This is a genomic window from Streptomyces sp. NPDC001848, from assembly GCF_042891915.1.
GTDB lineage: Bacteria > Actinomycetota > Actinomycetes > Streptomycetales > Streptomycetaceae > Streptomyces.
Genome location: NZ_JBIATP010000014.1, coordinates 149,806 through 163,008 on the forward strand (window position 1 = coordinate 149,806; position 13,203 = coordinate 163,008).

A 13,203-nucleotide genomic window follows, 5' to 3' on the forward strand; every position below is an offset into this window, starting at 1 on the left:
TACCCAGGCCCTCCGGTATTCCGTGATAGCTTCCGATTGATTCCGAGGAGCCGGGGAGGAACAATGGTCCGTGGAGGCGTGGAAGAGGATCCACTGGACGGGATCATCGGGCGTGAGCCTGAGATATCGCGTGTCCTGCGCGGCCTTTTTCCGGAGCGGGCAGAAGAGGCAGGTGCCCTTCTCCTCGTGGGTGAGTCCGGCACCGGCAAGACCACCCTGCTGCAGGCCGTGACGGCGGAAGCGGCCCGCCGCGGGACCAGCATCCTCAGCTGCGCCGGCAACCAGGCAGAGCGAACGCTCGAACACGGGGCCCTGCACCAGTTGCTGAGGCCCATCCTGGATCGCCTCCCCCAGTTGCCGGCTCCGCAGCGCGCCGCCCTCTCCCGCGCCCTCGGCATGCAGCACGCGCCTGCCCGGGCCGGCGACACGGAAGGCGGTGGCGACCGGCTGCTCGTCGGGCTCGCGTCCCTGAACCTGCTGCTGGCTTCGGCGAGCGACCGCCCGGTCACGCTCGTCGTGGACGACCTGCAGTGGCTCGACGACTCCTCCTTGGAGACCGTGCTGTTCGTCGCGCGACGCATAGCCGGCGAACCGGTGGGCCTGCTGGCGGCGGTACGCGGCGACAGCGCGTCCCCGCCCATGTGGTCCGCTTTCGAGCCGGTGCCGGTCGGGCCCTTGTCGGGCGAAGCGGCTGGGCGCTTGCTGGACGCGCAGCCTGTGGTTCCGCGGGGCAGGGCGCGCGGGCGGATGCTGCGGCTGGCGGCGGGTAATCCGTTGGCCCTGGTGGAGTTGGCGCGGGAGACCGCGGAGCGGGGCTCTTCGGGGTGGGACGCAGCTGTGGGGGCGGGATTCTCGCTGCCGGCCCGGTTGGAGAAGGCCTTCGCGGAACGGTTGGACGGATTGCCGGAAGCGACACGCCGGGTGCTGTTGTTCGCGGCGGCGGCGGACGGGCCGGACATGAGGGCGGCTTTGTCGGCGGCAGCGTCGGCGCCTGACGGGGGCGTCGAGGCCTGGGCGGCCGCGGAGGACGCGGGACTGGTGCGTCTGGTGAGCGGGAGAGTCGAGTTCCGGCATCCCCTGATGCGGTCCGTGGTGTACGGGACGGCGTCGTTCGCGGAGCGTCGCGAGGTGCATCTGCGGTTGGCCGACGGGCTGGCGGGAGATCCCGACCGGCGGGCATGGCACCTGGCCGCGGCGTCCTTGGCACCGGACGAGTCGGTCGCGGGCGCGCTGGTGGAGACGGCGGGCCGGGCGCGCCGGCGTGGGGGCTATCGCGTGGCGGCCGCGGCGTTGGAGCGTGCGGCGCAGTTGAGCGAACGGGGGTGGTCGCGGGCGCGGCGGTTGCTGGACGCGTGTGATCTCGCCGCGCACGCGGGTGAGCCGTGGTGGGTCGAGACGCTGGCCGGCGAGGTGGCCGCGGCGACGGACGACACCGGGATGCTGGCCGCGGCGGCGTTGCGCAGAGGGTGGGCGCTGGCGGCGACCGGCCGGCAGAAGCCCGCGCTCTCGCATCTGCTGCCGCTGGCCGCCGACATGATGGATGCCTCGCCGGCGACGGCGCTGGACGCGATCAGTCACAGTGCGGTGGTGCTGTACTGCAGCGGTGACGAGGCTTTCCGCCGCCAGGCGCTGGAGTTGCTGGCACGTATCCCGGGGGATGCGGGCTGCGCGTACGAACAGGTGTGGGCCCGCGCCTGTTGTGATCCCTTCGGTGACCGTCGTGGTGTGCTGGCGGCGCTGGAACATGCCGCGGCCGGGGCGGACGGCGTGCCGGGACGGTTGAGCGTGCTGGGAGGCGCAGCGTGGGTCCTGGACGAGACGGCGTTGGCAGTGCGGTTGCTGAGTGCGGTGATGGAACGTCTCCGGACGGTGCCGGCCGCAGGCTCCAGCGCGATGGTGGGACAGACGCTGGCGTTGGCACAGTTCGACGCCGGTGCGTGGGAGGCGGCGTGGGAGTCCGCCGAGGACGCGCGGCGGGTGGCGGAGGAGAACGGGCTGGAGGCGGCGGCGTGGGTGGCCGTCTACGTGAACGCCATGGTGCTGGCCTTGCGCGGGGAGGATGCCCGGGAGCTGATGGCGCAGGCCGTGCAGAGGCTCGACGTGTCGGAGAGCCGGGCGCTGGGCGTGCGTATGGCGATGGTGCGAGCGGCGGTGGCCGCCGCCGCCGGTGATCACGCGGTGGAGTTCGAGTTGCTGCGCGGGTTGTTCACGGCGGGCCCCGATCCGCGGCCGGTGCACTACCACTGCTCCCTGTACGGCGTGGGGGACCTGGCCGCCGCTGCCGTCCGGGTGGGGCGGCCCGAGGAGGCGGTCGCGGTGGTGGACGCGGTCGAGCGGTGGGTGGGCGAGGGGATGTCACCCCGCCTGCGGCTGATCGTGGGGCGGGCGCGGGCGTTGCTGTGCGAGGGGGAGGAAGCGGAAGCGCTGTTCCGTGCGGTCGTGGGGGATCCGGTGGGAGAGCAGTGGCCGTTCGAGCGGGCGGTGGTGTCGCTGGAGTTCGGTGAGTGGCTGCGCCGTAGGCGTCGGATGAGCGAGGCGCGGCCCGAACTGGCGCGGGCCTTGGCGGTGTTCGAGCGGTTGAAGGCGCATCCGTGGGTGGAGCGGACGACGGGAGAGCTGCGGGCCTGTGGGGTGCCCGTGCGGGACGCGGAGGGGAACCCGGGGTCGGTGGAGCGTCTCACCCCGCAGCAGCTGCAGATCGCACGGCTGGCGGCCACGGGGCTCACCAATCGGCAGATCGGCGAGCGGTTGCAGCTGTCCGCTCGCACCGTGGGCTTCCACCTGTACCAGGTGTTCCCCAAGCTGGGGGTCAGCAGGCGGACCCAGCTCCACGACGCGCTCAGCCACGCCGGGAAGCCGCGGGAGCGGACACTGGAACACGTGTCCGGAACCGGGACCATGCCGCTCAGGCGCCCTGTCGCCGACCCCGGCGAGACACCGTCGCGGTTGGTGAGCCGGCGGTAGCCGCAACGCGATCACCGGGTCACATGACCGACGGCCTCCGTCCGTGCCGGTAAGTCAAACAACGGATCACCCCGGACGGCGCGAAGGGAAGAATCGGGGGCCGAGGGCGTCCCACAACCCACGTCGAGCCTCCGTCAGGTGACATGTCGTCACCCGGCAGTCGTGGGTCCGACCGTCTGCCACGGCCGATGGAGTCGCCCGGAAAGGGATCAGACGTCATCATGACCATCATCACGGGCCCACTCGCCGAGCAGGACCGCGACGACACCGGTGCCGTGCTGCAGAGCACCCTGGTGGATCTGCTGGACCTGTCCCTGCTGGCCAAGCAGGCGCACTGGAACGTCTACGGCCCCCGCTTCCGCGCCGTCCACCAGCAGCTCGACGAAGTGGTGACCACGGCCCGGGACTTCGCCGACCAACTCGCCGAGAGGGCGGCCACACTCGGGATCAGCCCGGACGGCCGGGCCGGCACCGTCGCGGAGAGCAGCGGGCTGCCCGCCTTCCAAGCCGGCTGGATCGCCGACGGGAAGGTCGTGGAGGAGATCGTGGAGGTGTTCTCCACCCTCATCGGCCGGATGCGTACCCGCATCGAGGAGGCCGGACGGTCGGATGTCGTGACCCAGGACCTGCTCATCTCCTTGACGGCCGCGCTGGAGAAGCAGAGCTGGATGTTCCAGGCCGAGAACCGCGGATGACCGCGACGGCCAGGCCGCCACACCCTCGATGAACCAGGAGACCACACCGATGGATACCGACCAGCGAATCCTGCACCGGATCACAGAGATGGCGGACGAGGAACGCAGACTGCGGGACGCTCTCGCCGCGGGTGGCGCGAACCGCACTGCTGATCACGACCGACTCGGCGCCCTCGAACGGGAGTTGGATCAGTGCTGGGACCTGCTGCGACAGCGGCGCGCCAGGGCCGAATTCGGGGAAGACCCCGACGAGGCCCGTGTGCGGCCGCAGGCCCAGGTGGAGAACTACCGGTCCTGACTGGCGAAAGGCACGAGGAGGCCTCTGTGGTGTGCGTGCCCGGCAGGGGCAGCCGCCCCTGCCGATCCGGTCCGACCGCGACGGCCTCACAGGAAGACGCCGGTCCGATGAGCCGGACGAGCAGCAATCCCCCTCGTGACCTGGCCGACCGACGGCTGCCGCGTATCGCGGCGCGAGGCCGACGCAGGCCACGCGGAATATCCGGAATATATGGAATATACGGGGAGGTTTGGTCGCTTGAATCCCCGACTTCCCGCCTGGACGCCTCTGACGTATGCGGTTGTCCAGCATGCCGACAGCGACCGAAGGGTTTTCGGTCGCTGTCGGCGATGTGAGGCGGCGGCCAAGGGGAAGCCGCCTGGAGGAACGCCGCATGCCGCAGCGGCAAGCGGCATGCGGCACGGCTTCTCAGTCCACCCAGGAGGCGAACAGCGCGTTGAGTCCCTCCGCCATGGTCGGGTGCGCGATCATCCCGTCCCGCAGCCGAGTGAACGGCATCTGGGCCCACATGGCCGTCTGCACCACGGACAACACCTCCGCCGATTCGGGGCCGAGCAGGGCGGCACCCAGGATCTGTTCGGTGTCCCGGTCGACCACCGCCTTCCACAGGCCTCGCGTGTCCCGTAGTGTGCGCGCCCGCGGGATGGCCTCGACCGGCAGTTTCGCGACCCTGATGGAACGGCCCGTGGCGCGGGCCTGTTCCTCGGTGAGACCGACACGGGCGAGTTCCGGGTCGGTGAACAGGTTCCAGGGCACCAGCCGGCCGGCCGTACTGCGGGCACCCCCGTTGATGTTGGCCTTGACGATGCGGTAGTCGTCCAGCGACACGTGGGTGAACTGCGGGCTGCCGGCCACGTCGCCCACCGCCCAGGTGTGCGGGGCGTCGGTCGCCAGCCTGTCGTCCACCCGTACGAACCCGCGGTCGTCGGTCCGCACCCCCGCCGCCTCCAGGTTGAGGTCGCGTGTGACAGGGTCCCGGCCGGTCGCCGCGAGAACGTCGTCGGCGGTCAGGGTCCGCCCGTCCTCCAGCAGCACCCGCACCGTCTGCCGCTCCCGGACCACTTCCTTCACGGTGATGTCGGTGATCAGTTCGACACCGTCCTGCTGAAGGTATGCCGCCAGAGCCGTGGCGATGTCCCGGTCCTCGCTCCGTAGCAGGTGGGGGCCGCGTTCCAGGACGGTCACCTGACTACCGAACGCGGCGAACATGTGGGCGAACTCCAGCCCTACGTAACCGCCGCCGAGGACCACGAGCCGCTCCGGGATGCGGCGCAGGTCCATGATGCTCTCGCTGGTCAGCGGTCCCGCCTCGGCAAGCCCGGGTATGGCCGCGATGTGCGGCTTCGTCCCCGTGTTGATCACCACGTCGGTGCCGCGTACGACACGGCGGCCTCCGTCGTTGAGGTCGATCTCCACCGTCCGCTCCGCCACGAAGCGCGCCGTGCCCAGGACGAAGTCCATGCCGCTGTCCAGGAACTGCCGGTGGTTCAGCTCGACCATGCCGGAGACGACGCCCTCCTTGTGCGCGCGCAGCAGTTCCAGGTCCACCTGCGGCGTTCCCAGCCGGAGCCCCAGCGACTCGGCGCTGCCGGCCCTGCGGGCCAGCCGGGCGCTGGTCACCAGCGTCTTGGTGGGGATACAGGCGACGTTGATACAGGTGCCGCCGATCATGCCCCGCTCCACCATGACCACCCTGCCGCCGGCCCGCGCGGTGTCCATGGCCAGCGTCTTGCCGGCCTTGCCACCACCCACCACCAGCAGGTCCACATCCTCCACGATGTCCTCCGCAACGCTCATTCCCTCTCCGTCCTCCTCGGCCGTGCACCAGTGGTGCGGTGGGACAGCCGGCGCCTCACGCACCGGTCCCCGGTCAAGGTTCGCCGTTGTGCCAAGCGGCCGTATCAGTCGAATGACCAACCAGCTCGCGGCGCGCTGCGAGAAACGTCTCGCTCCTGACCGTGACGGAGTGCGGAACGAAGAACACCGACAGCGGAGCGACGTGCGCGCCGGTTACCCGGACACAGGTCGCGGGGCCGTCACGAGTGTTCCGGCAGCCCCGACGGCGCAAGGCCAGGTGTCGTCCACCGCCGTGAGTCAACCGACTGATGCCCGTCGAGTGGCCCGGACCTACCTTTTCGGCGTAGCCGCCGGACGGAGCACCACGTCGGTGGAGGGGTACGACCGGTGCGGATCCGGGCGGCGGTCCAGCTGCCGGATCGCCGTCCGGACGGCGAAAGGAGGACATCTCGATGCCCGTGGCACCGCGCCGACGCATCGGCGAAGACCAGGAGTCGGCACAGGCGATACGTTTCACGCTGCTGGGGCCGGTGCGAGCCTGGCGGGGCGAGGCGGAACTCCCGCTCGGCCCGCGTCAGCAACGCCTGATCCTGGCCGCGCTGCTGGCGGGCGCGGGACGGCCCGTCCCGCTGACGGAACTCATCGGCCTGCTGTGGGACGGTGACCCGCCGGTCAGCGCGGTGAACGCGGTCCACCGGTATGTCGGTTCACTGCGGCGGCTTCTCGAACCGGGCCTGCCGGCCAGGTCGTCCGGCCGGTGGCTCGTCGGGCAGGCAGGGAGCTACCTGCTGCGTGTGGACGCGGACGGTCTGGACCTGCTCAGGTTCCGCGACCTCGTCCGGCAGGCCCGCGCCGCGGGCGCCACGGGCGACCTCCCGGCGGCCGTCGACATGTATCTGGAGGCGCTGGGCCTGTGGCAGGGCCACTGCGCAGAGGACCTGGGCGCTGTCGCCGCGGTGCACCCGGCCTTCGCCATGGTGGAACACGAATACGCTCCGGTCGTGTGTGAGGTGGCCACCGCGGCCCTGGGCTGCGGTCGGGCCGGCTCCGTCCTGCTGCCCGTGCGCCAGGCCGCCGACCGCTGCCCGCTCGACGAAGCGCTCCAGGCGTCCCTGCTGCTCGTGCTGGCCGCGGACGGCAAGCAGGCGGAAGCGATCAGGCTGTACCAGAGCATCAGGACCCGGCTGTCGGACGAGCTGGGGGTCGACCCCGGGGCGGAGCTGCGGGCCGCTCACCAGAGCGTTCTGCGTGGCAGCCCGGCGGAGCCCCGGGGGCCGGCGGCCGCCGGGTCCGCGGCACCGCCCGCGGCGTCGCTCCCGCGATCCCGGCCGCCGTGGATCGAGCCCGCCCAGCTACCGCCGGACCTGCCTTTCTTCACCGGACGCGAGCGAGCCCTCGACCAGGCGCTGGACACCGCGAACCGGGTCGGCGACGGGCTGCGTGTCCTGGCCGTCGACGGCATTCCCGGGGTCGGCAAGACCGCGCTGGCGGTCCACTTCGCCCACCGGGTGGCAGCGGACTTCCCCGACGGGCAGCTCTACACGGATCTGGGCGGCTTCGCGGCACACGGTAACCCCGCGGATCCGAGTGAGGTGCTGCACGGATTCCTGGAAGCCCTGGGCGTCGACCGACACCGTATCCCCGCCTCGGTGGAGGCCAGGTCGGCTCTCTTCCGCAGCGTCCTGTCCGGGCGTCGCGTGCTCGTGGTGCTCGACAACGCGCTCGACGCGGACCAGGTACGGCCGCTGTTGCCCGGAACCCCCGAGTGCATGGTCGTGGTGACCAGCCGGAGTCGGCTGATCGGCCTGGCGACCGCGCACGGAGCACGGCTGCTCTCCCTGGACGTGCCCTCGGTGGCCGAGGCGACGGCGTGCTTCCTCCGACGTGTCGGCCCCGCACGGACCGACGTCGGCACGGCCGTCGTCGAGGAGATCGTGGCGCGCTGCGGCCGGCTGCCTCTCGCCCTGGCCATCGTGGCCGCCCGCGCGGCGAGCCGTCCCGAACAGCCGCTGACCCGGTTGGCCGCCGAACTGGCCGCCGCGCAAGGCAGCCTCGAAGGCTTCGACGAGGACGACCGCGCGAACGCGCTGCGCGGTGTCTTCTCCTGGTCCTATCGGACGCTCGGTGCCGAGGCCAAGCGGGTCTTCTGTCTGCTGCCCCTGCACCGGGCTTCCGACATCAGCACGGCCGCGCTGGCGAGTGCGGCCGGTATCTCGCGGGGCGCGGCGGCCACGGCTGCCGGGGAACTGGTGCGCGCCCGTCTGCTGGACGTCCGGGGCCGTGACCGGTACGGGGCGCACGACCTGGTACTGGCCTACGCGGCCGAACTCGACTGTGCCGGAAAAGCGGACCGTTCGGCCGCTCCGCGGCGCTCGTACGTGCACTCCCGTCGGTCCGCGCGGCCCGTGGCGCGGCCGCTGCCCGGCCGAGCCGACGCGCACCTGGAGGAATGGGCCCTGTGAACGCGCCCCCGCGGCGCCGGCCTGTCGGAATCACCGCTGAGCGATGTGGCGCACACCTCTCCGGCAGCCCTGCACACCTGGCACTAGGTGTGAGCCCGAGGAGCGGTTGTCGTGCGGCACTCTGCCGGCCGTACGGCGTGGCGCACGGCCGGAGACGGCTCACGCCGCCGGCTCGTCAGCACGGGCGACGAGCCAGGGGCGTCCGGGGGAAACGCCTGGCGTGAGCCGTCTCGCTGCCGGACCCGGGCCGGCCTTCACGGGTCAACCTGGTACCGTCCAGGCGACGTTCGCCGTGGGGAGGAACCGCGGGCTCACCGGCCGTGGCCGCCTGTCCTGTCGTCGTCCGGCCGGCCACGCCCCCTATTGGATCAGAGCCTGACCGGCGCGTCCAAGACGGATACGTCATCGGACGATGCCGGTACGGCATGCCTCCTCGGTGCTCCCGGACCTCCTGCGGCGACACCAGGCACGTCGGTTGCCGAACCCATGGCCTCCGTCAGAAAGGGCAGCCCGCTGTGAACACGTATGAGGCGGACACGTTGCCGACCTCCACCGAGCCGGACATCGACCCGAGACTGCTGCGCGCCTTTCTCGCCGTGGCCAGGGAGGGGCATTTCGGGCATGCCGCCGCCGGCCTGGGCATCGCCCAGCCCGCGCTCAGCAGGCAGGTGCGCCGGCTGGAACGTCTTCTGGGAACCGACCTGCTGATCCGCACACCGCGGGGCGCCGAACTCACCGAGGCCGGAAGGACCGTCGTACCGGAGGCGGAGCGCGCCCTGGCGCACAACCGGCGCCTCGTACGGGCCGCCCGGTCCGTGGCCGAGGCCGGAGCCGGTGTCCTGACGATCTCGGCCCCGATGCCCAGCCCACCGGGCGGGTTGCTCGCCGAAGCGGTCCGCCGTCTGTGGTCCGGCCGCGCGCGCACGCGCGTGTCGGTCGTGGAGCTGCGGGACGGACAGCAGGCAGCCGCACTCGCCGACGGGCGTGTCGACGCCGTCCTCACCTGGGATCCGCCGGTGACGGACGGGCTGGCCACCGAAGTACTGGTGGAGGAGCGCACCAGCGCGCTCCTGGCCCAGGGGCATCCTCGCGCCGGAGCGGAGCTGATGTCGCTCGCAGCGCTCGGGGCGCAAGCCGTTTTGTTTCCCGTGCGCGAGCGCAGCCACTGCTGGGCCCAGCTGGACGCCGTGGCGACGGCTGAGGGGGTGGGCATCACACCGGTGCCCACGGCACCCTCGGCGGTGGCCGACCTGGTGGCAGCCGGCCTGGGTGTCTCCGCCGTACCGGGATCGTTTCGGTTCGCCGGGTATCCGGGCGTGACGTTCGTACCGCTGGAGGGGCTGTCCGGCACGATGAGCGTGGTCTGGCGGCGCGACGACGCCTCCCGGGCCGTGGCGGGCTTCGTGGCGGCCTGTCGTGAAGCGGCCCGGTCCCTGGCCGCCGCTCACGGGGACGTGTGGCGACTCCCTGAAGCGGCCGGCCCCCTCGCCCTGCGGGCCGGGGCGGACACGGAACCGACCCCGGCCGCGTGACACACTCTCCGCGGCGGGCCCGGCCCACCGAGTAACCACCCGCCGTGGAGAGCGCCGCCCTGCGATACGTCCGCCCGGTGGGCGTGAACGCCGGGCCGGCTGCGGTTTGTCCCCCGGGGACCGCCGTACGCCGCCGGTCCCCGGCTGCCGCCGTCGGCGCGGCCCGGTTACGCCCCCTTCCGGTATCTGCGCCACCCCCTGCTCGGCCGCCCCTCACCTTCGGGTCAAGACACTCACCACAAAGTTTCCACTCCCCACTCCGCATGCTGTTCAGGAGGCACGCGTGGCCCGGAGCGACCGGACCACCGACCGCCGCCGACGCAGACCGTTCTGGAACGGACGGCGAGCCCACGGAAAGCCGCCCCCGGCTTCACCACCCCCAGGATTCCGATCCCGTTCCGGCAGGGAGAAACATGTCCGCTGATACCCACCACACCGCTCCTACGCAGTTCGTCGAGGCCGACGGTGTCCGCTACGCCTACCGCCGGCTCGGCTCCGGCGGCGAGGTCCCCCTCGTCATGCTCCAGCACTTCACCGGCAACCTCGACAACTGGGACCCCGCCCTCGTCGACGCTCTCGCCGCCGAACGCGAGGTCATCCTGGTCGACTACCCCGGCGTCGCCTCCTCCACCGGCGCCTTCGCCACCACCATCGCGCAGATGGCCCAGCAGATCATCACCTTCACCGCCGCCCTCGGCCTGGAACGGATCGACCTGCTCGGCTTCTCCATCGGCGGCTTCGCCGCCCAGGACATCGCTCTGATCAGGCCCCGCCTGGTCCGCCGTCTCGTCCTCGCCGGGACCGGCCCCAAGGGCGCCCCCGGCATGCACGGCTGGCGCAAGGACATCGAGACGCACGCCCGCGCCGAGGTGCCCACCGGTGAGGACCTGCTCTACATCTTCTTCGCCCACACCGAGACCAGCCAGGCCAAGGGCGTTGAATTCCTCGGCCGGTTCATGGCCCGTACCGAGGGCCGGGACGTGCCCAGCAGCCTCGCCTCGCGTGACGCCCAGTACGACGCCGTACTGGAGTGGGGCATCCCGGACCACTCCGCGCTGCAGCGCCTCACCGGCATCCAGTGCCCCACCCTCATCATCCAGGGCGACGACGACCTGATGATCCCCACGAAGAACAGCTACCTGATGGCCGGTCTGATCCCGGACGCGCAGATCCGGATCTACCCCGACGCCGCCCACGCCTCGCTGTTCCAGTACCCCGCCGAAGCCGCCAAGGACGTCAACGCCTTCCTCGGCTGACCCCCGCCACGTCATTACGGAGAACACCATGTCCGACCTGCTCAGCACCATCTTCGACGCCTACGGCGGGCGCACCCGCTGGGAAGAAGCCAGCCGGATCACCGCCCGGCAGTTCTTCGGCGGCGCCCTGTGGGGCATGAAGGGCCACCCCGGCGCCCTCAACGACGTCGACGTCACCGTCGACCTGCGCCGCGAGTACGTCACCCAGAAGCCGTTCTTCCACCCCGACCACCACACGGCGTTCTCCGCCGACCGCGTGGCGGTGGAGGACTCCGACGGCAACGTGATCGAGGAACTGACCGATCCGCGCGCCTCCTTCGCCGGCCACGACCTGATGACGCCGTGGACGAGGCTCCAGCTCGCCTACTTCTCCGGCAGCGCCATGTGGACGTACCTCGCCGAGCCGCTCTCGCTGACCTATCCCGGCGTGCGGACGGAAGAGATCGATCCGTGGACCGAGGACGGGGAGAAGTTCCGGCGCCTGCACATCACCTTCCCCGACAGCATCGCCACCCTCAGCACCGAACAGACCGTCTACGTCGACTCGCAGGGGCTGATCCGCCGACGCGACTACAGCGTGGAGATCGCCGGCAACACCCCCGCCGCGCACTACATCTCCGGCCACCAGGAAGTATCCGGCCTGGTCATCCCCACCACACGGATGATCTACAGCCGCGACGACAACGGCCACAAGATCCCTGACCCGCTCGTCGTCTCGGTCCGGCTCGAAAACGTCGCGGTGTCCTGACCCGCCCGGCGCACCTCCGCCGCGGTGGCCCCGGTCGAGACCGGCGCCACCGCGGCGGACCGATGAACGGCAGCGTGACCCGGTACCGAGCCGCAACCTTGGGGCCTCCCCGCCGCCCACCTGCCCGCCTGCCCGGACGGCCTCGTCCTCACCAGGACCCACCTACCAGGAGAACCTTGCGACATGACCACCACCATGCGCGCCGTCGCCTACCGCGCGTCCCTGCCGCTGACCGACGACGAGTGCCTCCTCGACGTCAAGCTGCCCGTGCCCGAACCCGGCCCCCGGGACCTTCTCGTCCAGGTCGAGGCCATCGCCGTCAACCCGGTCGACCACAAGATTCGGAAGAGCCAGGATCCGAAGGGCCGTGAGCGGGTGCTGGGCTGGGACGCCGCCGGCACGGTCGTCGCGACCGGCGCCCAAGTGGAGAACTTCAAGCCCGGCGACGAGGTGTTCTACGCCGGATCCCTGGACCGGCCGGGCGCCAACTCCGAGTACCACACGGTCGACGAGCGCCTCGTCGCTCTGAAGCCGACCACACTTACCTTCACCGAGGCGGCGTCGCTGCCATTGACCTCGCTCACCGCGTGGGAAGGCCTGTTCGAGCGGATCGGACTGCACCACGACCTGATCGACGAGACGGGCTCGCTGCTGGTGACGGCCGCCGCAGGCGGTGTCGGAGCCGTGGTCAGCCAGCTGGCCCACGCGCTCACCGACCTGACGGTGATCGGGACGGCGTCTCGCCCGGAGACGGTCGACTTCGCCCGCCGCATGGGCGCTCACCACATCGTGGACCACCACCGGGCGTTGTCGCCGCAGCTCGCGGAGGTGGCTCCGCACGGCATCGACCATGTCTTCAGCACCGCCGGGACCGACCGTAACCTGGCCGCCTACGCCGAGGCCCTCAACCCGTTCGGGCAGATCGTCGCGATCGACGACTTCGAGGCCCTTCCCATCGGCCTGCTGAAGCCGAAGAGCATCAGCTTCCACTGGGAGTTCATGTTCACCCGCTCCCTGTTCCAGACCGCGGACATGGACCGGCAGCGCAGGATCCTCACCCAGGTGGCCCGCCTCGTGGACGCCGGCATCCTGGTCAGCACCGCGACCAAGGACCTGGGCCCCGTCAACGCGGCGAATCTGCGCGAGGCCCACAGGATCATGGAATCCGGCACCGCCATCGGCAAGATCACTCTTACCGGCTTCTGAAGCGCCCCGACGCCTCCGGCACCGCAACTCGTCATGGGTGGCGGCTTTGAGAAATCTCCGGCCCGTGGCGGCGCCTTGAGCGGAGGGCGCTCCCGCCAGGGGCCGGTACCACGGGCGGACGGGTCGCGGCGTACCCGGTCCTGACGGTTCGGGCAGGACAGTTGCACGTTGGTGCCTCGTCCACGGCGGACTCAGGTGTCCGGAGCTCATATGGGGGAACGTGAGCGAAGCGGCTTCGGACTCCT

9 protein-coding genes are annotated in these 13,203 nt (G+C 71.3%); 8 read left to right on the forward strand and 1 reads right to left on the reverse strand.

Translation table 11 applies throughout. The features are described 5' to 3' along the window. Nucleotides 1–63: 63 nt before the first annotated feature. From ACFYZJ_RS27790 to ACFYZJ_RS27800, 3 genes are all read left to right on the forward strand, one after another. Entirely contained in the window at nucleotides 64–2,964 is a 2,901-nt protein-coding gene (locus ACFYZJ_RS27790) for an ATP-binding protein (protein ID WP_388572329.1), read from the forward strand. A 221-nt stretch (nucleotides 2,965–3,185) separates the two neighbouring features. Next, nucleotides 3,186–3,659 carry a DNA starvation/stationary phase protection protein gene (locus ACFYZJ_RS27795; RefSeq protein WP_388572330.1) on the forward strand — a complete coding sequence of 158 codons (474 nt, stop codon included), beginning with the start codon at nucleotides 3,186–3,188 and terminating at the stop codon, nucleotides 3,657–3,659. A 49-nt stretch (nucleotides 3,660–3,708) separates the two neighbouring features. Continuing rightward, entirely contained in the window at nucleotides 3,709–3,957 is a 249-nt protein-coding gene (locus ACFYZJ_RS27800) for a DUF2630 family protein (protein WP_388572332.1), read from the forward strand. Nucleotides 3,958–4,365: 408 nt separating this feature from the next. Here ACFYZJ_RS27800 and ACFYZJ_RS27805 read toward each other — a convergent pair whose 3' ends face one another. Next, nucleotides 4,366–5,754, reverse strand: a complete 1,389-nt coding sequence (locus ACFYZJ_RS27805) for a dihydrolipoyl dehydrogenase family protein (protein ID WP_388572334.1) — start codon at nucleotides 5,752–5,754, stop codon at nucleotides 4,366–4,368. Nucleotides 5,755–6,206: 452 nt separating this feature from the next. On the opposite strand from ACFYZJ_RS27805, the gene ACFYZJ_RS27810 reads away from it, so the two are divergent. The 5 genes from ACFYZJ_RS27810 to ACFYZJ_RS27830 all read left to right on the forward strand — a co-directional run bounded on the left by ACFYZJ_RS27810 (nucleotide 6,207) and on the right by ACFYZJ_RS27830 (nucleotide 12,958). Further along, nucleotides 6,207–8,216 carry a BTAD domain-containing putative transcriptional regulator gene (locus tag ACFYZJ_RS27810; RefSeq protein ID WP_388572336.1) on the forward strand — a complete coding sequence of 670 codons (2,010 nt, stop codon included), beginning with the start codon at nucleotides 6,207–6,209 and terminating at the stop codon, nucleotides 8,214–8,216. 515 nt (nucleotides 8,217–8,731) lie between these two features. Next, nucleotides 8,732–9,748, forward strand: a complete 1,017-nt coding sequence (locus tag ACFYZJ_RS27815; RefSeq protein ID WP_388572338.1) for a LysR family transcriptional regulator — start codon at nucleotides 8,732–8,734, stop codon at nucleotides 9,746–9,748. Nucleotides 9,749–10,161: 413 nt separating this feature from the next. After that, the gene (locus ACFYZJ_RS27820; RefSeq protein ID WP_388572340.1) at nucleotides 10,162–11,004 is read left to right on the forward strand and encodes an alpha/beta fold hydrolase; all 843 of its coding nucleotides are present in this window, start codon (nucleotides 10,162–10,164) and stop codon (nucleotides 11,002–11,004) included. Nucleotides 11,005–11,032: 28 nt separating this feature from the next. After that, on the forward strand, nucleotides 11,033–11,752 hold the full coding sequence (locus ACFYZJ_RS27825) for a hypothetical protein (RefSeq protein ID WP_388572342.1): 720 nt from the start codon (nucleotides 11,033–11,035) through the stop codon (nucleotides 11,750–11,752). 183 nt (nucleotides 11,753–11,935) lie between these two features. Beyond that, nucleotides 11,936–12,958, forward strand: a complete 1,023-nt coding sequence (locus ACFYZJ_RS27830; protein WP_388572344.1) for a zinc-binding alcohol dehydrogenase family protein — start codon at nucleotides 11,936–11,938, stop codon at nucleotides 12,956–12,958. Nucleotides 12,959–13,203 lie beyond the last annotated feature (245 nt).

Bases quoted from the DNA above. Each gene is read 5' to 3' on its own strand.
- ACFYZJ_RS27790 (WP_388572329.1), top strand. From the start codon at position 64: ATGGTCCGTGGAGGCGTGGAAGAGGATCCACTGGACGGGATCATCGGG.
- ACFYZJ_RS27795 (WP_388572330.1), top strand. From the start codon at position 3,186: ATGACCATCATCACGGGCCCACTCGCCGAGCAGGACCGCGACGACACC.
- ACFYZJ_RS27800 (WP_388572332.1), top strand. From the start codon at position 3,709: ATGGATACCGACCAGCGAATCCTGCACCGGATCACAGAGATGGCGGAC.
- ACFYZJ_RS27805 (WP_388572334.1), bottom strand. From the start codon at position 5,754: ATGAGCGTTGCGGAGGACATCGTGGAGGATGTGGACCTGCTGGTGGTG.
- ACFYZJ_RS27810 (WP_388572336.1), top strand. From the start codon at position 6,207: ATGCCCGTGGCACCGCGCCGACGCATCGGCGAAGACCAGGAGTCGGCA.
- ACFYZJ_RS27820 (WP_388572340.1), top strand. From the start codon at position 10,162: ATGTCCGCTGATACCCACCACACCGCTCCTACGCAGTTCGTCGAGGCC.
- ACFYZJ_RS27825 (WP_388572342.1), top strand. From the start codon at position 11,033: ATGTCCGACCTGCTCAGCACCATCTTCGACGCCTACGGCGGGCGCACC.
- ACFYZJ_RS27830 (WP_388572344.1), top strand. From the start codon at position 11,936: ATGACCACCACCATGCGCGCCGTCGCCTACCGCGCGTCCCTGCCGCTG.